Origin of the sequence: Paenibacillus oryzisoli (assembly GCF_050467285.1) — a bacterium.
Classification (GTDB): domain Bacteria; phylum Bacillota; class Bacilli; order Paenibacillales; family NBRC-103111; genus Paenibacillus_E; species Paenibacillus_E oryzisoli_A.
Map to the genome: position 1 here is coordinate 121,363 of NZ_JBCMUN010000004.1, position 21,187 is coordinate 142,549.

General features: G+C 52.6%; 22 protein-coding genes. 5 read left to right on the forward strand and 17 right to left on the reverse strand.

Features of this window, described 5'->3' with window-relative positions; translation table 11 throughout:
• Positions 1-62: 62 nt before the first annotated feature.
• From ccpA to ABE504_RS05195, 5 genes are all read right to left on the reverse strand, one after another.
• Complete coding sequence (ccpA, locus tag ABE504_RS05175; protein WP_430085430.1) at positions 63-1,070, reverse strand: catabolite control protein A; 1,008 nt, start codon at positions 1,068-1,070, stop codon at positions 63-65.
• A gap of 212 nt (positions 1,071-1,282) precedes the next feature.
• Entirely contained in the window at positions 1,283-1,690 is a 408-nt protein-coding gene (locus ABE504_RS05180) for a hypothetical protein (RefSeq protein WP_430085433.1), read from the reverse strand.
• Positions 1,691-1,823: 133 nt separating this feature from the next.
• A complete protein-coding gene (locus tag ABE504_RS05185; RefSeq protein ID WP_430085436.1) occupies positions 1,824-2,357 on the reverse strand; it encodes a type 1 glutamine amidotransferase domain-containing protein in 534 nt (177 codons plus the stop codon).
• A gap of 3 nt (positions 2,358-2,360) precedes the next feature.
• Entirely contained in the window at positions 2,361-4,100 is a 1,740-nt protein-coding gene (gene ptsP / locus ABE504_RS05190; protein ID WP_430085439.1) for a phosphoenolpyruvate--protein phosphotransferase, read from the reverse strand.
• A complete protein-coding gene (locus tag ABE504_RS05195) occupies positions 4,097-5,986 on the reverse strand; it encodes a glucose PTS transporter subunit IIA (protein WP_430085442.1) in 1,890 nt (629 codons plus the stop codon). The genes ptsP and ABE504_RS05195 overlap by 4 nt, the downstream gene beginning before the upstream one ends.
• 226 nt (positions 5,987-6,212) lie before the next feature.
• Here ABE504_RS05195 and ABE504_RS05200 point away from each other — a divergent pair, with 226 nt between their 5' ends.
• On the forward strand, positions 6,213-6,779 hold the full coding sequence (locus tag ABE504_RS05200; RefSeq protein ID WP_430085445.1) for an NAD(P)/FAD-dependent oxidoreductase: 567 nt from the start codon (positions 6,213-6,215) through the stop codon (positions 6,777-6,779).
• A gap of 59 nt (positions 6,780-6,838) precedes the next feature.
• Here the strand turns inward: ABE504_RS05200 and ABE504_RS05205 are convergent, their stop codons facing one another.
• The 3 genes from ABE504_RS05205 to aroA are packed head-to-tail and all read right to left on the reverse strand — an operon-like array spanning position 6,839 to position 9,433.
• Positions 6,839-7,264 (reverse strand): CoA-binding protein, encoded by a 426-nt coding sequence (locus ABE504_RS05205; RefSeq protein WP_430085448.1) that lies wholly within the window; start codon positions 7,262-7,264, stop codon positions 6,839-6,841.
• 16 nt (positions 7,265-7,280) lie between these two features.
• Positions 7,281-8,108: a C39 family peptidase gene (locus ABE504_RS05210; protein WP_430085451.1), complete on the reverse strand. Its 828-nt coding sequence runs from the start codon at positions 8,106-8,108 to the stop codon at positions 7,281-7,283.
• A 29-nt stretch (positions 8,109-8,137) separates the two neighbouring features.
• Complete coding sequence (aroA, locus tag ABE504_RS05215) at positions 8,138-9,433, reverse strand: 3-phosphoshikimate 1-carboxyvinyltransferase (protein ID WP_430085454.1); 1,296 nt, start codon at positions 9,431-9,433, stop codon at positions 8,138-8,140.
• A gap of 235 nt (positions 9,434-9,668) precedes the next feature.
• Here aroA and ABE504_RS05220 point away from each other — a divergent pair, with 235 nt between their 5' ends.
• Complete coding sequence (locus ABE504_RS05220; protein WP_430085457.1) at positions 9,669-9,959, forward strand: rhodanese-like domain-containing protein; 291 nt, start codon at positions 9,669-9,671, stop codon at positions 9,957-9,959.
• A 127-nt stretch (positions 9,960-10,086) separates the two neighbouring features.
• Here ABE504_RS05220 and ABE504_RS05225 read toward each other — a convergent pair whose 3' ends face one another.
• On the reverse strand, positions 10,087-10,590 hold the full coding sequence (locus ABE504_RS05225; protein WP_430085460.1) for a shikimate kinase: 504 nt from the start codon (positions 10,588-10,590) through the stop codon (positions 10,087-10,089).
• A gap of 279 nt (positions 10,591-10,869) precedes the next feature.
• On the opposite strand from ABE504_RS05225, the gene ABE504_RS05230 reads away from it, so the two are divergent.
• Positions 10,870-11,184 (forward strand): hypothetical protein, encoded by a 315-nt coding sequence (locus ABE504_RS05230; protein ID WP_430085463.1) that lies wholly within the window; start codon positions 10,870-10,872, stop codon positions 11,182-11,184.
• Positions 11,185-11,199: 15 nt separating this feature from the next.
• Here ABE504_RS05230 and gndA read toward each other — a convergent pair whose 3' ends face one another.
• The 8 genes from gndA to ABE504_RS05270 all read right to left on the reverse strand — a co-directional run bounded on the left by gndA (position 11,200) and on the right by ABE504_RS05270 (position 19,421).
• Entirely contained in the window at positions 11,200-12,615 is a 1,416-nt protein-coding gene (gene gndA, locus ABE504_RS05235; RefSeq protein ID WP_430085465.1) for an NADP-dependent phosphogluconate dehydrogenase, read from the reverse strand.
• A 36-nt stretch (positions 12,616-12,651) separates the two neighbouring features.
• On the reverse strand, positions 12,652-13,419 hold the full coding sequence (locus tag ABE504_RS05240; protein WP_430085467.1) for an SDR family oxidoreductase: 768 nt from the start codon (positions 13,417-13,419) through the stop codon (positions 12,652-12,654).
• A 34-nt stretch (positions 13,420-13,453) separates the two neighbouring features.
• Entirely contained in the window at positions 13,454-15,046 is a 1,593-nt protein-coding gene (gene gntK, locus ABE504_RS05245) for a gluconokinase (protein WP_430085470.1), read from the reverse strand.
• Positions 15,015-16,313, reverse strand: coding sequence for a lactate racemase domain-containing protein (locus ABE504_RS05250; RefSeq protein ID WP_430085473.1), 1,299 nt, complete (start codon positions 16,311-16,313; stop codon positions 15,015-15,017). The genes gntK and ABE504_RS05250 overlap by 32 nt, the downstream gene beginning before the upstream one ends.
• On the reverse strand, positions 16,310-17,335 hold the full coding sequence (locus tag ABE504_RS05255) for a LacI family DNA-binding transcriptional regulator (protein ID WP_430085476.1): 1,026 nt from the start codon (positions 17,333-17,335) through the stop codon (positions 16,310-16,312). The genes ABE504_RS05250 and ABE504_RS05255 overlap by 4 nt, the downstream gene beginning before the upstream one ends.
• Before the next feature lie 172 nt (positions 17,336-17,507).
• Positions 17,508-18,104: a hypothetical protein gene (locus ABE504_RS05260; protein WP_430085479.1), complete on the reverse strand. Its 597-nt coding sequence runs from the start codon at positions 18,102-18,104 to the stop codon at positions 17,508-17,510.
• Positions 18,105-18,297: 193 nt separating this feature from the next.
• The gene (locus ABE504_RS05265) at positions 18,298-18,543 is read right to left on the reverse strand and encodes a DUF6953 family protein (protein WP_430085482.1); all 246 of its coding nucleotides are present in this window, start codon (positions 18,541-18,543) and stop codon (positions 18,298-18,300) included.
• Positions 18,544-18,563: 20 nt separating this feature from the next.
• Complete coding sequence (locus ABE504_RS05270) at positions 18,564-19,421, reverse strand: stalk domain-containing protein (RefSeq protein ID WP_430085485.1); 858 nt, start codon at positions 19,419-19,421, stop codon at positions 18,564-18,566.
• A 197-nt stretch (positions 19,422-19,618) separates the two neighbouring features.
• Between ABE504_RS05270 and ABE504_RS05275 the strand changes: the two genes are divergently transcribed.
• Together ABE504_RS05275 and ABE504_RS05280 are read left to right on the forward strand one after the other, a co-directional pair.
• A complete protein-coding gene (locus ABE504_RS05275; RefSeq protein ID WP_430085488.1) occupies positions 19,619-20,254 on the forward strand; it encodes a YktB family protein in 636 nt (211 codons plus the stop codon).
• A 112-nt stretch (positions 20,255-20,366) separates the two neighbouring features.
• A complete protein-coding gene (locus ABE504_RS05280; protein ID WP_430085490.1) occupies positions 20,367-21,053 on the forward strand; it encodes a hypothetical protein in 687 nt (228 codons plus the stop codon).
• Positions 21,054-21,187: the final 134 nt, after the last annotated feature.

Sequence of the window (21,187 nt, forward strand, 5' to 3'; positions counted from 1 at the left end):
AAAACCCCTATCCCATTGTCATCCCGGCAGGAACGACTCGGATAGAGGCTTGTCCGTGTATCTTACGACTTCGCTGCAACCGAATTCCGGTTAATCAATTCATGCGGCAAAATAACCTGCATGTTGTCCGTGGATTCCTTGTTCATCAATTTGGTGAGCAAGCGCATGGAAACGGCGCCAATATCGTACATCGGCTGCGCCACAGTCGTCAGCATCGGGCGCACCATCGACGCCATGCGAATGTTGTCGACGGAGATCACGGCGATGTCTTGGGGCACGCGCAAACCGTTGTCCTGAATCGTGTGGATGGCGCCAATGGCCATTTCATCCGTTGCCGAGAAGATCGCCGTCGGTCTTGGCGACAGCTCGAGGAAGTAGTTCACAGCTTCCACGCTGGACTCGTAACGGTAGTTCCCTATGCGCACGTATTCGTCGCGAACCGGAATACCCGCTGTTTCCAGCGCGCGCTTGTAACCCTGATAGCGTGCAAAGCCGTTAGCCGGGTCCTGCAGCGTGCCGGAGATCATCGCAATGTCGCGATGTCCGTTCTCAATCAAAACCGTCACAGCGTCAAATGCGGCCTTCTCATGATCGATGTCGACGGAAGGCATCGTGTGGTTCTCATCCTTCGTACCGCATAGCACAACCGGTACGGAAGACGTGCGGAACGCTTGAATGTGTTCGTCCGTCACGACGCCGCCCATGAACAGCAGGCCGTCGACTTGCTTCTCCAGCAGCGTGTTGATAACGCGAATTTCTTTTTCCTTCTTTTTATCCGCATTACACAAAATGATGTTGTAGTGGTACATGTTCGCAATATCTTCGATACCGCGCGCCACTTCCGCGAAAATTGAGTTGGAAATATCGGGAATGACGACACCGACTGTCGTCGTTTTCTTGCTGGCCAGGCCTCTTGCTACGGCATTCGGGCGATAACCCAAACGCTCGATCGCTTCAAAAACCTTCTTGCGTGTTTGCGGTTTCACATTTGGATTGTTATTCACAACCCGAGACACAGTTGCCATGGATACGCCTGCTTCTCTTGCCACATCATAAATGGTTACGGTCACGGTTACTCTCTCCATTTTCACAAAGTATTCTGCGAACCTAGTATATGAAGGTAATGATACGACAAATTAATCCATCTTGCAATGTAAAATGAAAATGCTTTGAAACTTATTTCAAATATTTTTCATAATAAGACGGGAACGGAGGGCTTTGATAGCAAAAAGAGGGTGCCCAAGGTCCAATAATGACCATATGGGACAGCCCCCTGAGAAGATTAAGTGGAAATGGCGCTCTGTGTAATTTGCGACAATCGTTTCCGAGTTTCCTCCGCCCAAGGCTCGTCCCCAAGTGATTGTGCTAGCAGCATAATGTCCAAAAGCTCATTGATGCGATCTTCCACGATTTTTTCCATCGAGTCATTGATATGCTCTTTCTCTGTCACTTTCAAGAGAAGGAACGCCACTTCCGAAATCTCATGAAAGAAAAGCTGCTGTTTCTCCGGCTTGCTCCCCAGTTTAGCAATGAGCCCGGTAAGCTCAGGCTTCACATGGGCAACAACCTCGCTGCGAGCGCAAGTTTCGCAAGAATAAATCGGAACGTTTTCAATATCCACTTTGTTTTGATAAATTACCGTACGCAGACGAAGGTTCATCGTGCGTCCGCACTTACAAATCTTTTGCATTCTAACACTCCTTCACTGACAGGCGGAAAGTCCCTAGTTGCTTGTACTAAGGTATTCTACGATCCCTCTGAATTTCCTTCCGAGGAATACGTAGTAGTTTTTCCCACCAGTGGAAAGGAGTAGGCAGATTTGCCTATCGCCCGCTAAATTGGATAAGCTCATCCACAAAACGCTTGGAGAACGCCGGCAGATCCGGCGGTCTGCGGCCGGAGACGATGTTGCGATCAACGACCACCTCTTCATCCACCCACGTTGCGCCTGCATTTTCCAGATCATCGCGGATGCCCGGCGTTGACGTCATCGTATAGCCGTTCACAATTTTGGCGGAGATCAGCACCCAACCGGCATGACAAATTTGTGCGATCGGCTTGACATCCGCATGGAACTCCTTCGTCAGGCGGAGGACGTCGGGATAGCGGCGCAGTTTATCCGGCGCCCAGCCGCCCGGCACATACAGCCCGATGTAATCTTGCGATATGACCTCGTCAAAGGCGTAGTCCGTCGTGATCGGTACGCCATATTTACCGTGATACACGGTTCCCGCCTTCGGTCCGACGATGTCCACAGTAGCGCCAGCTTCTCGCAAGCGGAGAACCGGGTACCACATCTCCAAATCTTCGAATTCTTCATCTACAAAAGCCAATACTTTCAGTCCTGTTAATGACATGCGCTATGCCCCTCCTGCTATCGATTCTTTGTGTTCCGTTTCGGCGAGCAATTCGATAATTTCATCGCTCGTTCGGCATACGAGGATGCGGTCGACCAGCGCTTTGCATGCCGCCGAATCGCTCGTAAGCAGCCTGTGCTTCACTTGCAGCAGCGTCTGCACCGAAATGCTCAGCTCTTCGATGCCAAGCCCCAACCAGATCGGGAGCGCACGAATATCGCCCGCCATTTCTCCGCAGACGCCGACGGGAATGCCCGCCCTTTTGCCTGCGTCAATCACAAGCTTGAGCATGCGAATGACCGCAGGATGATAAGGATTGTATAAGTGCGCGATCGTTTCATTCATGCGATCAACGGCCAGTACATACTGGACGAGATCATTGGTACCGATGCTCATAAAATTCACTTCCGTCGCCAGCACGTCGGCAATCAGCGCGGCAGCGGGCACTTCAATTGTCAGGCCAACCTCAATGTCTGGATTAAACGGCACACCTCGCTCAGTGAGATCGGCTTTGGCCCGCTCCAGCAGCGCTTTAGCCTGCCTTACCTCATCCAGCGACGTAATCATCGGGTACATGATTTTCACGTTTCCGTAATGGCTGGCCCGCAAAATCGCCCTGAGCTGCGCTAGAAACAGCTCGCTGCGGTCAAGGGAAATTCGAATCGCTCGATAGCCAAGGAACGGATTGTCTTCTTTCGCGAGCGGCAAATAGTCCAGCTTCTTATCGCCGCCAATATCCAGCGTGCGCACCACAATCGGACGCCCTTTGAGCTGAATCGCCGCGTGACGGTACACTTCAAATTGCTCGTCTTCCGTCGGCAAGGAGTCGCGGTCCATGTACAGATACTCCGTCCGGAACAAACCGACGCCGGATGCACCGTTGCGGATCACCTGATCAATCTCCATGACGGAATTAATATTCGCATGCAGGTTTACCAGGCTTTGGTCCAGCGTCACCGGCGCAACATCGGCAATTTCCTGCAAGCTTTCTTTAAAATCAAGCCAATTTTTTTGCCGCATCTGATAGCGTTCGATGGTGATTTTATCCGGATTGATGTACAGCGTCCCTTCTTGGCCGTCAATGATCAGGAAGTCGCCGTTCTGGATCGGCCGGAGCAGTTTGCCCTCCAGACCGAGCACGTATGGAACGGACATCGCGCGCGCCATGATCGACACATGGGAATGCGTGCCTCCGAGAATCGTCAGCAGCCCGAGCACTTTCGACGGATCGAGATGCGCCAGCTGAGACGGCGTGAGCTCCTTCGCCACCAAAATATACGGATGATCGCTCGGCGGCACCGTCTGGTTCGTATCTCCCAGCAGGTGCTTGAGCAGACGATTACCGACATCTTTAATGTCGAGCGCCCGCTCTTTCATGTATTCGTCATCGATCAGATTAAACATATCGACGAACTTATCAATCACTTCTTTAACCGCGACTTCCGCTGCTTTGTACTGAAGCTCGATAATACCCTGAATCTCGTTCATAAAAATCGGATCTTCCAGAATTGCCAGATGCGCATCGAAAATATAGGCCTGATCCTGGCCGACCACTTCTTTGATCTCCTGCTTGATGAGCTCGAGTTCATCCTTGGAGGAGCGGATGCCGTCATATAAACGCTCGAACTCATAAGCGAGGTCGGTGACGTCAATCATTTTTTCCGGAAAATCCCACTCCCAGGTTGGAATCACGAAGGCTTTGCCCATTGCAATGCCCGAAGAAGCTCCTATCCCTCTAATCATCCGTTTGTCCCCCCTTCGGACTTAGTTGGCTTCAGAACCACAGACATCACGGAGGCCTGGCCTTTTTTAACCGACTTGTACGGCGCAAAGCTCCATGATTTGACGATGTCCGGATTGGTGATAATCATCGGTGTCGCCAGCGAAGAGGCAAGCTTTTTCACTTTATTGTAATTGAATTTGACCAAAAGCTGGCCCGGCTCGACGTGATCGCCCTCCTTCACGACGGCGTTAAAGCATTTACCTGGAAGGCTGGAAGTGTCGATACCGATGTGCAGCAGCACTTCAAGCCCTTCTTCCGTGACAATCCCCAGCGCGTGCATCGTGGGGTAAATGTGCATGATCGTACCCGCGACCGGAGAGAACAGTTCCCCTTTCTCCGGGATGAAGGCGACGCCGTTGCCGACGAGGCGCGAAGCGAAAATTTTATCCGGCACCTCTTCAATCGGAATCATGCGTCCCTGCATCGGCGCTGTAAAGAGTACGACATGAATATCTTTGCGCAGCACTTTCATGATTTCTTCTCGAATGAGTTCTGAAAATGTCCCAAACACGACTTGTACATTGCCCCCTCCAAGACGAATGACGCCTGCTGCTCCCAAGTGTTTAAGTGCCGTGATGTCCATCAGACGATCGTTGACAAGTGTAAGTCGCAATCTTGTAATGCAGGCTTCAATCTTCTTAATATTTTCTTTCCCGCCAAGCGCCTGTAAAATGAGCGGAGACCGGTACGGGATATCCCCTGCCCATTCTTCCAGAGGCGAGCCTTCTTCCCGTCCCGGCGTCGGAATCCGAAAACGCTGAATTGCCCAGCGGAACAAGAAGTAATATAAGAGCCCGTAGACGATGCCGATCGGAATCAGCAGCAGTCCGTTATGCGCGAGGTGCAGGTTGATAATATAGTCGATCGCTCCGGCCGAGTAGGAGAATCCGTGATGAATATTCAGCTCGTACGCAATCCACATCGCAGCCCCCGATAGAATCGCATGAACGACAAACAGATACGGCGCCACAAAAAGAAACGCGAATTCAATCGGCTCGGTCACCCCGGTTAAGAAGGAGGCCAACGCAGCGGTGAGAAACGTCGCCCTGATTTTGGGTTTCAAATCTTCTCGTGCTTCTCCGATAATGGCAAAGGCGATGGCCGGCAGCGCAAACATCATGATCGGGTATAAGCCCGCCATGTAAATGCCCGCCGTAGGATCGCCCGCGAAGAATCGCGGCAGATCACCATAGGCATACTGGCCTGAAGGCTCTTTGTATGCGCCCACCTGAAACCAGAAGAAGTTGTTCAGAATATGATGCAGTCCCGAAGGCACGAGCAAACGGTGGCCGATACCGTACAGAAAGGCGCCGAAGCCCCCTAATCCGAGTAGAAATGAGGACAGCTTGCCCATCCCCATTTCCAAATAAGGTCCGATGCCGATCATAATATACGAGACAATTAAGGTAGCGAAGCCCATAATTAGCGGTACGATCCTTGGCCCGCCAAAAAATTGAATGTACTCCGGCAGCTTTACATCTTTAAAGCGATGATAAATAATAGCGGACAAAAGCCCGATCAGGATGCCGCCTGACACCCCTAGTTGAAATTGCGAGCCCAGCTCATGTTCAACCAGCCGCGTAAACATAAAGTAACCGAGCATGGCCGACAGGCCGGCGATGCCCGCGCTTTCCGTTAACCCGAGCGCAACGCCAACCGCAAAAATAATCGGTATATAATCAAAGACGGTTCGCCCGGCGAGCATCAGCATATCTCCAAAGCCCGCGGCATGTACAGCATCCCAAGGCAAATCCCCTAACCTGAGCAGTATCGCAGAAATAGGAAGCGCAATGGTAGGCAGCATTAAGGAGCGGCCAAGCTGTTGTAAGTTCCCCATCCAGTTCAAACGGATGCTACCTCCTTCGCATAGTCGAACCTTTCCAACGTGAACGCGAATAGGCCCTTCTCAAATCGTATAGCTTGTGCGTGCGTTTGTCAAAACAAAATAAGGGTCCGTCATTCGTTCTGGTAATTCTTTTCAGCTACATTCTAAACACATAAATTGACTAAGTAACCGCGTATCTGGCATACTATTCTTGTACCATTACCATTCTCAGGGAGGTTTTATGCACATGTCTTATGATGTTATTGTTATCGGCGCAGGTCCAACAGGCGCGAGCGCAGCGCTTTTCACGTCCAAAGCAGGTAAATCCACGCTTGTGATCGATAGCGATCAAAGTGTGACGAAAAGAGCCTGGATCGAGAATCATTACGGCGTGGACGGCATCACCGGTCCGGATCTCGTTGAGATCGGGAAGAAGCAAGCCGCCAAGTTTGGTACCGAATTTAAACAAGGCAAAGCCGTTAAACTGGAGTCGTCCGCTGAAGGGCTTCAAGTGTCGACGGAAGACGCTACATACACAGCAAAACACGTAATTTTGGCCACTGGGTTGTCCGTAGATCTCGCAGAGGCTTCCGGCATCGAAATCAAACCGGGCACGGAGCCGCGCATTAAATCGATCGTCGGCGTAGACAGCCAAGGCAAAACGAATGTCCAAGGCGTCTGGGCGGCAGGCACAGTTGCCGGCGTCAGTATGCACACGATCATTACAGCAGGCGACGGCGCCAAAGTGGCGATTAACGTGATCAGCGAGCTGAACGGCGCTCGTTATGTCGATCATGATGTTTTAAAAGCTTAGTTTCATATAAAAACCGCTAACGACGTCCCTCACGGGAGCTGTTAGCGGTTTTTTGCGCACTATGGCTGACGCGGATGAAGAATCGCGTCCTCGACTTTGATGCAGCGGTCCATAATGACTTCAAGACCGGCGTCCTGAGCGATTGCGCCCGCTTCCTCGTTCACGATGCCAAGCTGCAGCCAGAACACCTTCGCTTTGATCTTGACTGCCTCTTCAGCGACCGGTACAACCTGATCCGCGCGGCGGAAGACGTTGACGATGTCGACCGGCTCCGGAATATCGGAGAGCGTCGAGTAGCACTTCTCGCCTAAGATGTTCTCGGCGTTTGGATTGACCGGAATGATCCGGTATCCCCTCTTTTGCATCGCTTCCGCGACCATATACGACGTCCGATCCGGTTTATCAGACAGACCGACAACGGCAATGTTGCCGGCTCCTGCCAGAATTTCCTTGATACGGTCTCTGGACGGATTATCAAACCCCATGTACACGCACTCCTTCTTATTTGTAATAAGTAAGACCTTGTTTCCCCATGGCTTCCCAGCTGTCCGTAAACTGCTTTTTGTTCACTTGAACTTGCTTCCCGCCGTTATACGGATCGTTCAAGTACACATTCGTTTCATCGTAGCCGACGAGCACGACAGCGTGCTCCGAATACGTCGTTTGAATCGGGCCGAGCGACGTATCCCACGTCACCCATTTGTAAGGCAGTTGATAGTCGATCGTCGTCCACACGATAACGGGAATTCCCTTGGCAATCTGCTGCTCGTACGTTTCAAAGGGCTTGCCCGTCACATCGATGGCCTGCGGTACGTACTGTTTCAACAGCGGGAACAGACCTGCATGATAAATGCCGAAGCCGCGCTGCTTGCGGAATACATCGCCGACGAAGCCGACGTTCGGGTTGCCCCAATACGCGATGCTCCCGTCAGCATTCAGTTTCGCCTGCGTGGTGTCGCGCGGCATTTCTTGGGCGAGCTCCATCTTGGATTTCGCGACGCCGTAATGCTGCAGGAGCATCGTTAAGCTCGTAATTTCACAGCCTGCCGGCAGCTCAGGGAACTGAGATACCGCGGGGACATCAATCATCGCTGATAATTTCACTTGGCTGGCTGGCGAAGGCGTTGGCGACGCCATCGTTGTCGGCGACGGAGACGGCTCAGGCGGCTCTCCTGCCGCCAGCGCTACCGTCGAAGACGCAAACAGCAGCGGTGCCTGGTCGGTCGCTTTGGCATACAGCAGGACAACGAGCACGGAGCTGGCAAACACCAGTCCTGCAACGAGAAACAATCCGAATGTCACCTTCAGGCCCTGCCAAAGAATTCTCATGCTGACTCACCTACTTGCCCATAATCTTATTACTCCTCAACAAGCTCGACTTTCGCGCCGATGGAACGCAAATGATCGAAATATTGCGGATACGACTTTGCTACATGATGCGCATCGCGAATGATCAAGCCTTTCTCCGAGCGAAGGCCGACAACGGTAAGCGCCATGATGACGCGATGGTCGAAATGTGCATTGATTTCAACGCCGCCCGTGACGCCTTCCGGCTTGCCATGAACGATAATTTCGGCTTGACGCTCTTCCACGTCTGCACCGGCTTTGCGAAGCTCATTCAAATAATCGGTGATACGGTCGCATTCCTTGTAGCGCAGGTTCTCTACATTATAGAAACGCGAAGTGCCTTTCGCGAATACGGCCGCCGCTACCATCGCCAGCACTGCATCCGTGAAATGGTCGCCGTCGAATTCGCCAGCTACCAACTGCTGATTGCCGCGGACATGGACGACACCGTTATCGTGCGTCAAGTTCACACCCATCGCGCGAAGCACGTCTACGCACGCTTTCTCGCCCTGCTTGCTGTTCTCTTCCAGACGCAGTACGCGAACGTCTGAATTCGTTACGGCTGCAGCCGCCAGAATTGCTGCTGAACCAGGGTAATCGCCTTGGATGACATACTCCTTTGCTTGATAGGATTGTCCTCCTGGGATGCGATAATGCATTAAATCTTCACTAGCTTCCACAATAATGCCGGCTTGCTGCATAACCTCAAGCGTTTGGCCAACGATAATTTTCGATTTCAAATCGTGAAGCACTTCAATTTCCGTGTCTTCTTCAAGCAGCGGCGTCATAAAAAGCAAGGAGCTGAGGAACTGCGAGCTCACGTTGCCGGAAACTGTCAGTTTGCCTCCGCGCGGCTTGCCGCCCTTGATCGTAATCGGCAGGCGACCGTTGTTATGCTCGACTTCCACGCCCATTTGCTGCAGCGTATCGATCAGATCGTCATGCGGGCGCTTGCCCAGCGATTCCGGATATGTATTAACGAACGTAAGATCAGGACAAAATGCCGCAATCGACATCAGGAAGCGAAGCACGGCGCCGGCGTTTCCGACGTTCAGTTCGGACACATGCTTCGGATTTTTGCCGAAGCCGGTAATCACGATTTTCTCATCGTCCTCTTCGATAATCGCGCCCAAGTCGCGCACGCAGCGGCGCATCGCATCGCTGTCTTCGCTGTGCGCAGGATAGTAAATCGTGCTTGTCCCTTCGGCGAGCGCGCCGATCAGAAGGTAGCGGGTCGTATAGTTTTTGGAGGAAAGGGCGTTAATTTCCCCTTGGAGATGACTCGTAGGATGAACGATGGCTTTCATGTAAATGGACGGCTCCTTCACAAATAAATAATTATGTACAGTTTCCGCGTTGAACAGAAACCTAGCTTCCTAATGTTATATTGCCAGTGTACCATACGAAATAGAACTTGGGAACCTTGGCGCTCCTTTTCCAGCTTTTAGCCGAAAGCCGCCGGTGCGTTTGACATCTCGTGTTTTTGTTTCTATCATACGGAGATGAGGGGCATAGCCCCGAGCAAGAGAAGGAGGTCACACGATGGATACCATTCTGCCATCCGAAGTCAAGACGCGCCTCGCAAGCGGCGAAAAACTGATCATCGTCGATGTGCGCGAAGATGAAGAAGTTGCCCAAGGCATGATTCCCGGCGCCGTACATATCCCGCTCGGGCAGTTGCCTGAACGGATGAACGACTTCCCTAAAGCCGAGGAAGTCATCCTCGTCTGCCGCAGCGGCAATCGCAGCGGGCGCGCACTTGCGTTCTTGGAAGCGCAAGGCGTCAGCGGACTCAAAAACATGACCGGCGGCATGCTGGAGTGGGAAGACTAAGGGCGCTTTCCGAAATTACCGCCAAGTTTCAGACAAAGTCTCCGGGGCCCACGGCGATTTGCCTGAAACTTGGCGGTACATGATTTCGGAAAGTCGCCTAGCTGATTCAGCTTGTCTTCCTCTCCCTCTAGCTCATCCGACCGACAATCTCCTCGACGATCTGTTCCACCGTCAACGCCGTCGTGTCAATCGTGACGTGCGCAAAATCGTACGCCGTTTTACGCGACTCCAGCAGCGTATGTACCCGCTCTTCCAAGTTGCCTTGCAGCAGTGGCCGGTTCGTATCTTGACTCACACGGTCGATGATCGCTTCCGCCGAAGCTTTGAGCCCCACAACGAAGCTATTCGCCAGCATGCAGTCCCGGTTCTCCTGCGCCAGCACAGCGCCGCCTCCGGTCGCTACGACCTGGCAAGCGCCCGTCAAAATGCCGGCCAACACTTGCGATTCGACCTTGCGAAAATAAGCTTCCCCTTGAAGCCGAAATAATTCAGGAATGCTCGTTCCTTGATTCGCCTCAACGGCCTCATCTGCATCAATAAAGCGCCAATGGAGGCGCTCCGCCAACTTTTTCCCAATCGTCGACTTACCTGTTCCCATAAAACCTACCAACACCAGATTGCGGACGGTCACCTGAATTCCCCTTTTCCACACGCTCTTCAAGCGCGACTACAGCAGTCACTTCAAACTTTCCCAACATCATACCATAGCGGTACATGCATGAATACATTTCTATCCAAAATCATATAAGTAGGACAAAAGATAAACGTCTCCACCGTCCTTCCATGGACGAGAGCGTTTACTGATGGCGTAGAGCCACTTCGAGGAAATACTTTCCGATACGCTGAATAAACGCTAGCAGAAACAGTTAAGCTTGGAAAAAGACCACCTGAATGAAGGAGAGATGGCGCTTTGAACCCGACTGTTCTGAAACAATCCACAGCCTTTACGAACCGCACACAACGCAAGCTAGAGCAAATTTTGCACCCAAGCTATGCCCTCTGCCGGGAAGATGTTGTCTGGATTCTCGAATACATTAAGAAAAAAGTGGCTGAAGAAGACCCTCAAATGCAGGGCCTTGCTCAACCACGATTATTACGAAACTTTCGTTATTTTGCCGAGGTTTCCCTCATGCTCATTCACCAGCATAACGGCTTCGATACCGAAACCGAACGGCTGAAAATGTGGCTGAAGGAAGCCGCATACGGCTTGCAGGAAGAGGCATAGCCCCTTCCGATCCGATTACTCGCTGGCCATCCAGTTGTAGTGGAATGTGCCTTCTTTGTCCACACGTTGGAACGTGTGCGCGCCGAAGTAGTCGCGCTGCGCTTGCAGCAGGTTCGCTGGCAGTCTTTCCGTACGGTAGCTGTCGTAGTATGCAAGTGCGGATGCGAAGGAAGGTACCGCGATACCGCGCGTAACCGCTTCTGCCACAACTTGTCTCCACGATTGTTGATAAGTATCAACGACGCCTTGGAAGTAGGAATCCAGCAGCAAGTTTTTCAGTTCAGGGTTGCGATCGTACGCATCCTTGATGTTTTGCAGGAATCTTGCGCGGATGATGCAGCCGCCGCGGAAAATCATCGCGATGTTGCCGTATTTCAGATCCCATTGGTATTCGTCGGAAGCGGCTCTCATTTGCGCGAAGCCTTGTGCATAGGAGCAAATTTTGGATGCGTACAGCGCTTGGCGAACAGCCTCGATGAACGCTTTGCGATCGCCAGTAAATGCAGGAGCCTCAGGCCCTTTCAACACTTTGCTAGCCGCAACGCGCTCTTCTTTCATCGCAGAGATGAAACGAGCGAATACGGATTCTGTGATAATCGATAGCGGCACGCCCAGGTCCAGTGCACTTTGGCTGGTCCATTTTCCTGTTCCTTTTTGACCTGCGGAGTCCAGGATGACGTCAACCATCGGTTTGCCTGTTTCTGCATCGTATTTCGTGAAAATGTCACGGGTAATCTCGATGAGGTAGCTGTCCAGCTCTCCGTTATTCCACTCTGTGAAAATTTCATGCAGCTCTTCTGTAGACACGTTCAGCACGTCTTTCAGCAATTGGTACGCTTCGCAGATGAGCTGCATGTCACCGTACTCAATGCCGTTGTGCACCATTTTCACGTAGTGACCCGCACCGTCCGGTCCGATGTATGTGCAGCAAGCGTCGTCGCCGACTTTTGCCGAGATTGCTGTCAAAATGGGCTCAACCAATTTGTAGGCACTTTCTTGACCGCCTGGCATAATCGCAGGCCCTTTCAGCGCGCCTTCTTCGCCACCGGAAACACCTGTTCCAACGAAACGGATGCCGTGCGCTTCCAGTTCTTTGTTGCGGCGCTGCGTATCCGGGAAGAACGCGTTGCCTCCGTCAATCAGGATGTCGCCTTTCTCGAGGTGAGGCAGCAGTTGGTTAATGGTGTCGTCCGTAGGGCCGCCCGCTTTAACCATGATCAAAATTTTGCGAGGCACTTCGAGCGATTGTACGAACTCTTCCACGCTGTATGTACCTACCAAGTTTTTACCAGGGGCTTCAGCAAGAAGCTCTTTTGTTTTCTCAGCCGAGCGGTTGAAAACAGAAACAGTAAACCCTCTGCTTTCAATGTTCAGAGCCAAGTTTTTACCCATTACCGCCAAACCTACGACACCAATTTGTTGCTTCGACATGTCTCTCATACACCCTTCCGATATAAAAATATAGTATTAAATCGTCATCGAGCCAAAGCCGCCATCCACTCTAAGCACCGTGCCCGTCACAAAGGAGGATGCTTTCTCGGAAGCCAGATAGACAGCAGCCCCTTGAAGCTCCGCCGCTTCGCCAAAACGATTCATTGGCGTATGGCGCATAATGGACTCGATCCGCTCAGGCGACAAAATCTTGCGATTCTGCTCTGCCGGGAAAAAGCCAGGAATAATGGCATTCACACGCACACGGCTCGGCGCAAATTCACGCGCAAGGTTCAGTGTGATGTTGTTCACAGCTGCTTTCGAAGCGGAGTAGGTGAACACACGGGAAAGCGGCGGATCGGAAGAAACGGATGAGATGTTGATAATGCTTCCGCCTTCTCCGCGCTCAACCATGTACTTGCCGAACACTTGGCAGGCCAGGACGACGCTTTTCAAATTGACTTCCATAATAGAATCCCATTCTTCTTCCGAAATGTCAAAGAAAGGCGTTGCGCTGTTTTTGCCAGGACAATTCATTAGAATGTCTGCGCTGCCGCTCCAAGCGATGACCTCACTCAAAATGCGCTCCAGATCCGCGCGCTTCGTTGCATCGGCTTCAAACGATTTCGCTGTGCCGCCGATTGCTTCGATGCTTCCCCGTACCTCTTCACATTTTTCCTGATTTCGTCCTACGACTGCCACCTTTGCGCCGTGACCGGCCAAAGCAAGTGCCATAGAGCCGCCAAGCGTGCTGTTGCCGCCGATAATAACGGCTGTTTTTCCCGAAAGATCAAATAAGTTCATGTGTCGTCCATCCTCTCAGTTCATTATGCGTAATTTAAGATTGCGGATTCCGTTGCTGACTTTGAAAGGCGGTTATCGCGTCGAATTGATCTTTTAACTGATGATATACGTTCGTGTAAATAGATGTCAATTGTCGATATGTGCGATAATCGCTTTCATTTACTTCATGTGCCTTCCCTACCCCAATCCATTCATGGGCAAGCGAAAGATCCTCGATCTCGCCCATCGCGAGCAAGCCGAGTAAAGCAGCGCCAATCCCCGAGCTTTCGATCGAGTCTGGCACGATGACAGGCGTGCCCAGCATGTCGGTCATCATTTGCCGCCAAAACTCGGAACGGGCAAAACCGCCCGAGGCGCGAATCACTTTCGCCGGCCCCATCACGCGCTCCAGCGAATTCGCTACCGCTTGAATCGAGAACATTACGCCCTCCAGTGCTGCGCGAATCATGTGCTTCTTCTCGTGACTTAAGCTGAGGCCAAAATACACCCCGCGCGCGTTCGCATTCCAATACGGCGCGCGTTCCCCCGACAGCAGCGGCAGGAACAGCAGGCCGTCCGAGCCGGCGCTGACTTCCGACGCGATCGCTGTCAGATAATCGTACGGGTCGAGGCCCATACGGCGCGCCTCTTCGGCTTCGGCGGTGGCGATTTGGTCCCGCACCCAGCGGAACACGATGCCGCCGTTGTTGATCGGGCCGCCGACGACCCAGAAATCCTCGGTCAATGCGTAGCAGAACAGCTTGCCTTCCGGGTCGGTCTGCGGCTTGTTCACCACGGCGCGAACCGCGCCGCTCGTGCCGATCGTGACGGCGACGACGCCTGGCTCAAACGCGCCGACGCCAAGGTTGGCGAGCACGCCGTCCGACGCGCCGACGATGAACGGCGTGTCGACGGCAAGGCCCGTCCGCGCTGCGTACTCGGCGCTCATCCCCTGGACGCGGTGCGTCGTCGGCACCAGCGTGGACAGCTGCTTCGGCGTCACGCCGGCCAGCTGAAGCGCCTCCTCGTCCCAATCGAGCTTCTCGAGATTGAAGAGGCCGGTGGCGCTCGCCAGCGAGTAGTCGATGACGTACTCGCCGAACAATTTGGCAAACACGTAGTCCTTGATGCCGATGAACTTGAACGTCTTTTGCGTCAGCTCAGGCTCGTGGTCCTTGAACCACATGAGCTTCGTCAGCGGCGACATCGGGTGAATCGGCGTGCCCGTGCGCGCATAAATCTGTTGGCCTAGCCCGCTGCGCCGCAGCTCTTCCGCGTATTGCGCTGCACGGTTATCCGCCCAGGTGATGCATTGCGTGAGCGGGGTGAGCCGCTCATCGACTGCGATCAGGCTGTGCATCGCGGAGGAGAAGGAGACGCACAGGATCCGCTCCGGCGTCAAACTAAGCTTCCGCACGACTTCCCCGATCCCGTCTACAACCGCGTTAAAGATTTGTTCCGGATCCTGCTCAGCGCGGCCCGGCGCCGGGGTAAACAACGGATACTCGATGGAGTGGGAAGCAAGCACCTTCCCGTTCCGATCGATAATCAGCGTCTTGGTGCTCGTCGTGCCGATGTCGGCGGCAACGACATAAGGTTGGTCTCCTGCTCCGGAATTAGTGGTGAGAGGAGCTGGCTTTTCCGTCATGGACAATGTTCCCCTCTGCATCGAATTGTAGCTCGTACGGTTCGGACAAAATTTCAATGTCCGGGTGCTGGCGCGCTTCTTCCAGCAAATTCACGGAAATTTCGATCTCGCCGAGGTGCAGCGTATCTTGAATGCGCACAAGACGGCACGTCGTGTAGTCCAAAATGTTGCACGTTTTTACAGCGGCTTTGATCGCATAGAAGTCATTCTCCAGCGTTGTCGCAATCTTCGTTGGCGCACATACCGTGGATGTCAGACCGTTCGCGTACGTGAACGTGAGGTTCGTCTTGTCCACGAGGCGCTGCGTCGTAAAGTCCGCGGTGCCGACGCCATTGGCGTTGCCTTTCGTCTCCGGTGTCAGGTCAAGCACGACCATCTTGGACACGTCCGGTCCGCCGTGCGCGTAAGGCGTTGGATAGCGGCCCGTGACGTTCGGGTCCATGCCGTCGCCGGAAATGTTTTTCCCGATGTAGTCAATGACGAGTACATCGACTTGATCGAACAGGATTTTCGGCAGACGAGATTTCGCCTCAACCAAAAGCTCCTCCTCGCGCGCCTCAATGTCCGCAGCCGGCAGCACTTCAATGCGGCACGTCTCGTCGTACGCGTTCTCGACGAGCGCAACACCGAACACGATCGGCAGCTTGTCGATCATGATGTTGGCCATGGCCGGCACGTTCTCCGCCATGTACTTGAAGCCGAGCTGGTGGCACGCTTCCGCGCCCTTTTGCTTGCCAAGTCCGATCGCGATCATCTTCATGATGCCGCTCTCGATGCGCCCGCGGAACGCCGTGTGCGGCTTCACGCGGTTGATCACGACAATCGCATCCGCCTCGGAGGCGATGCGGTCGACATACACCGGCAGCCCGTTCGGCAGCTTGTCGATCTCGACCACGTCCATGGACGAGCGGATCGGCGCGCCCATGGATGCCTCGGTAATGCCGAGATGCTCCAGCACCTCGGTCTGGCCTTCGGCCGTCGCGCCGCCATGGCTGCCCATGCATGGCACGATGAACGGATGCGCGCCGCGCGCTTTGATCGCGTCGAGCGTGGTCTTCGTAAAGCCCGCGATGTTTGCGATGCCGCGGCTGCCAACGGCGACCGCCACCTGCTGGCCGGGCTGAATCGTTTCCATCACACCGGAAGCGCTAAGTTCTTTCGCGAGCGCTTCCTCCGGATTTTCGATGATCGCGCGATCGAATTTTTGGCGGATTTTTACCATTTGCGGAATTGGAATATCCTTTAACAGCTCTCTCAATACGCTCATGCGTCTCTCCCACTTTCTTCTGCTTGTAGCGCTTGCACCGACTCACGAACGATCAGCTCCGTATGGAGAAGCACCCGCTCTGTCGTATGAAGCTTGTTTTCTATATTGGCAAGAAGCCGCATAGCGCCTTCTTTACTAATTTGTTCAATCGGTCTTCGCACTGTGGTGAGCGCAGGTGTGACATACCCCGCAAACACCGTATCGTCGAAGCCCATGACAGATATATCTATAGGTACGTTAAGGCCGGCCTCGTACGCCGCTTTCATCGCGCCCAGCGCCATCTCGTCGTTGCAGCAAAACACAGCCGTCGGCGGCTCAGGCAGTGCAAGAAACTTCTGCATCGCCAAATGTCCGCTCTCCAGATCATATAAACCGGGCTGGCGATACGCCGCGGGCGTGGCTATTCCGTGCTCGGCCATGGCGCGTTCAAAACCCGCCTGCCTGTGCTTCGCGGAACGGAAGCCCTTGCGTCCTTCTATCAAAGCAATGCGGCGATGCCCCTGCTCAATCAAGTAGCAGCCGGCGTGGTAGGCGCCCTGCTCCTCATCGGACAGCACGTTCAGCACACCTGCCGTGTCCACAGGACGGTTCAGCACGACGAGCGGAATGCCTTTGCCGGCAATATGCTCGATCATCGGCTGATCGTTGTCGCTTTGGGAAACGACAATGATGCCGTCGAAGCTTTTCTTCGTAATCGAATGAAAGCTCGTGTAGTCGTCGATCCCTTTGACAATCAGCTGGTAGCGGTCTTGGATGATGGAATTCACGCCCCGGATCGCCTCGTAGAAAAATCCGGCAGACGTTCCCTGGCTTAGTGTTGTAAAAAACAGCCCCAAGTTATACGAACGGTCCAACACCAGACTCTTAGCATTGTAATTCGGCGTATAATCAAGCTGCTCAGCCAGCGCGCGAATGCGCTCCTTCGTCTCCTCCTGAATGAGCGGAGAGTTGTTGAGCGCCCGTGATACGGTCGTATGCGAGACACCCGCAAGCTTGGCAATATCTTTAATGGTAACGCTCATGCCATCACCTCGTTTCTTAGCTTACCACAGGAATGCACACGTTAACAATAGTTGAAAACAAAAATAAAGCCCGCTCCCGCTCCATCCGCAGATCAGGTCCCTATAAAACACAAAAAGAGAGTCCCGTATGTATCCACACAGGCTCTCTTCTATCCCATCTCACGCTTCATTCTCACATCTCCAATAGTAACATTTCTTGTCTCAATTCAAGCAATTTCACTTTGCTGTCCATCACAGCCTTCAAATCCCCCGCGGCGATCGCATCCTGCAGTGTTGCCAGCTCATAATCCAGCTCCATCCGCAGCACCGGAATGCGCTCGTCGGTCCGTTTCGATCGCAGTGCCTGCATCACTTCTTCTACGGTCACGGCTGGCTCCTTCTGATACAGCACTTTATGCTCGATGCCGCTGATCTCAACCATGCGGATAATCTCACCAAACATAATATTCTCGATGAGAATTTGCCGGTCCTTGAAGCGTTTGACGACCGCGTGTCCGCGTGTATCCCCGATCAACTTCTCCATCATTTCGGCTAGCTTCTCGTCCTTGAAGGAGTAGTTGCCGACAATTTTGTACTTCTCGCCAATGCGCTCGAACTTCAATTTAATCAGCTTGCGTCCAGTGCGTATCGAGATAATAAATTGCAGTTCACTTTCGTTCCAATACAGAGAATATCCTTCCTGAATGAGCGATTTAATGAAGTTCCGGATTAGCCGGCGATCAAATCGTAACTCTAGGTTGCAGTACTCCACTTCATGACTCTTACTCACGGCAATCCCCTCCATAATGGTGCGCATATATTTTGTTGAAATATTCAGACAACTTATCTGCTTAATGTTATCTTATTATGAATTCTATGTTTTAGCAACTTGGATTATGGATATTTTTTAAAAAGAAACCGCACAAAAAATATGACGTCTTAATCGACCTGTACAAGCCGGATTACTAGCCTAGAATGCTAGGCTAGTGCCACCCCCAAAAGAAACCGTCGCGCTCCCAGGCAGCTCTTCCGCCGTGCAGCTTTTTAAAGATTTTTTTAACTTCCTTATCGATGGAACGATTGCCGTTCTCGTTGATGTAAATAAAGGATTCCCCAAAGTTCTCCATTATATAGTCCACAGCCTTATCCTGATGCAAGATGCCGGCATTTTTCAGTTCGGCCAGCATCCATTCCGCCACTTCTGTTGCCGCTGCGCTTATTGTACTCATCCCCTTATCTTTGACACCCTTTATGGATTGACCGGAGTCACTTCGATGTCCTCTTTGCTTGAGCTGCCAACTACATAATTCGGCGTGTTGTCCCCAATGATCAGAGTCTGCGTCAGCTTGAGCGTCGTCTTGTAATAATGATTATTCTCATTCAGCAGGTAGCTGTATGTATTCTCTTCCGGCAGCTTATCGATAATGAGCGGAGTTGAATAATATGCCGTCTGGTTAATTTGGTAGTAACGGAAGCTTTCTACGTATTCCCTGAGTGTTTTGAGCTTGATCGGATCATTCTCTCCGCTGATAACGATTGGTTCGAAAGTGGTCATCGAAGGCTGCGGCGGCTGGTTCCCCCAGACTTTGTTTAGCTCCGATTCCCCGACGTACAGCTCCTGCGTATATTTCTCTTTTGCCTTGCGAAGCCCGCTCGTATCCACGCCCATGCGGGTAATGTCCGAGAGCCGGTAATAATTCTGATCCACCGTCATGTTCATGAGCACAGGATAGGTGCCGCCCCGATAATCCATATAATATGCATAGGGAGACTGGAGCACGATTTCCGTATAGTTCGTCTCATTGCCCTGGGCAGGCTGGTTCTCATTAATGCGCGGATTCACGTAAATCGTTTTCGTGCTCTCCTGCCAGTTGACGACGGCGTTCAAATACCCGCCCAGTTCCTTCACCGGCAAATAGCTCGCATTATTATAAATCAGCGGCGGGTTCGCCAACTGGATATTTTGACCGTTTACAACGACTTTAAAGTCCGGCCGCAAATAAGCATCGACTCGCTGCAGCACATCCTGCGCATACACGCCTGCGGTAAAACAGGTGCCCATCACAGCGCCGGCGATCCCAATTTTGGACATTCTCGAAAGCTTCATCTCGGTATTTCCTCCTCTTCGTGCACGAGTGCCATCTCCATTTATTTCGGCAAATGGCTGAATTTCCCTGCTTTTTTCGACAAAAATCGAACTATTGGCCTAGTTCTGATTGCCGGTAGCACGATCCGATTGCGAGAAAAGGGCTTATCCTTTAAAATAATTGAAAACATGCTATTTGGAAAAGAGGGCTATGCCTTATGAGTTTTACCGGGTTTACTTCGCACGATTTTGATACCTTTTCAATTGAGGGGCTTGACGGCCGCATGGAAGCGATCCGCGAGCGTATTCAGCCTAAATTCAAGACGCTGGGCGACGCGCTGACCGCCGATCTCTCAATGCACGCCGGCAGCGAAATGTTCCTGCACATCGCCAAGCACCTTCGCCGCAAAATCAATCCCCCTGTCGACACCTGGCTCGCAATCTGTCCGAACAAACGCGGATATAAGCAGGTGCCGCATTTTCAGGTCGGCTTGTTTGACGATCGCGTCTTTATTTGGCTCGCCCTGATCTATGAGCTTCCGAGCAAAAGCCAGATCGCTACCAGCTACATGAACCATCTGGACACCGTGGCAAAGCTGCCTGCCGATTTCGTCCTTTCGTTCGATCATATGAAAAAAGACGTTACTCCGCTGGCCGAATTGGACCATGCCGGCTGGATGTCTGCGCTCGAACGGTTCCGCGACGTGAAAAAAGCCGAATTGCTGCTGGGCCGCAACTTGCCAGCCACCGATCCGCTGCTTGTGCAGCCAGACAAGCTGGAAGCTTTCATTGCGGAGACTTTCCATACGCTCATGCCTTTATACCATCTGGCGGTAGACGCCGCTGCCAATTAATTCTTTTTCATGAAAAATTTATATTAGCCTAAGGTTCCTTTAAACTAAAAAGAAAGCCTCCTGTGCAGACTATGTCCTGTACTTCCATTTCACAGGAAAGGAGGCTTTCGCAATGAAAGCTTTACCGATGAAAAAGCTCCTCGTCAGCTCCGTCGCACTGGCGTTCTTGCTGGGCGGCGCGCTGCAGGCGGGCGCACAGGAGCCGGCATCCACCAATCAGTCCTCTGTTTCCGCGAAACAAGCGGATGAGAAAGGCGGCGGCCAGCACAAGCGCAAATGGCCAATTATTGAAGAAGCCGCGACCGTCATTGGTGTGGATAAGGAAGCCTTGTTCAAGACGCTGAAAGGCGGCAAAAGCATCGTCGAGGCTGCGGCCGAGAAAGGCATCTCCGAAGCGGATCTGACCGCGAAGCTGATGGCGATGCGGACAAGTAAGATTGAGACTGCCGTCAAGGACGGCAAGCTGACCGCCGATCAAGGCGAGCATATGAAGCAGGGCCTCGGGCAGCATTTGAAGTTCATCCTGAACGAAAAGAATCTGCTTGATCGGCACAGCGGCCATGGCAAGCATCACAAGTTCGGGTTGCGTCCGGATACGGACAAGCTGGCGAAGTCGCTTGGTTTGACCAAAGACGAGCTGCGCGCGCAGCTCCGCTCGGGCAAATCGCTCGCCGAAATCGCCCAAGCGAAAGGCGTGTCCAAGGACAAGCTCGTCGCGAATATCAAAGAGCAGTTGACGCCATCCATCGAGAAATGGGTGGACCATAAGCGCGTACCGAAAGCTAACGAGAAATCGTAGCGCGTCTGGTCGTAATGCCTCTGACGCGGAATACACTTTAAGAAGTGTGTTTCCGGCAGAGGCATTTTTTATACTTTTATAAAAATGAGTGATTACTCACTTCACAAAATTCAGTAAATCGCGTATGATGGAGG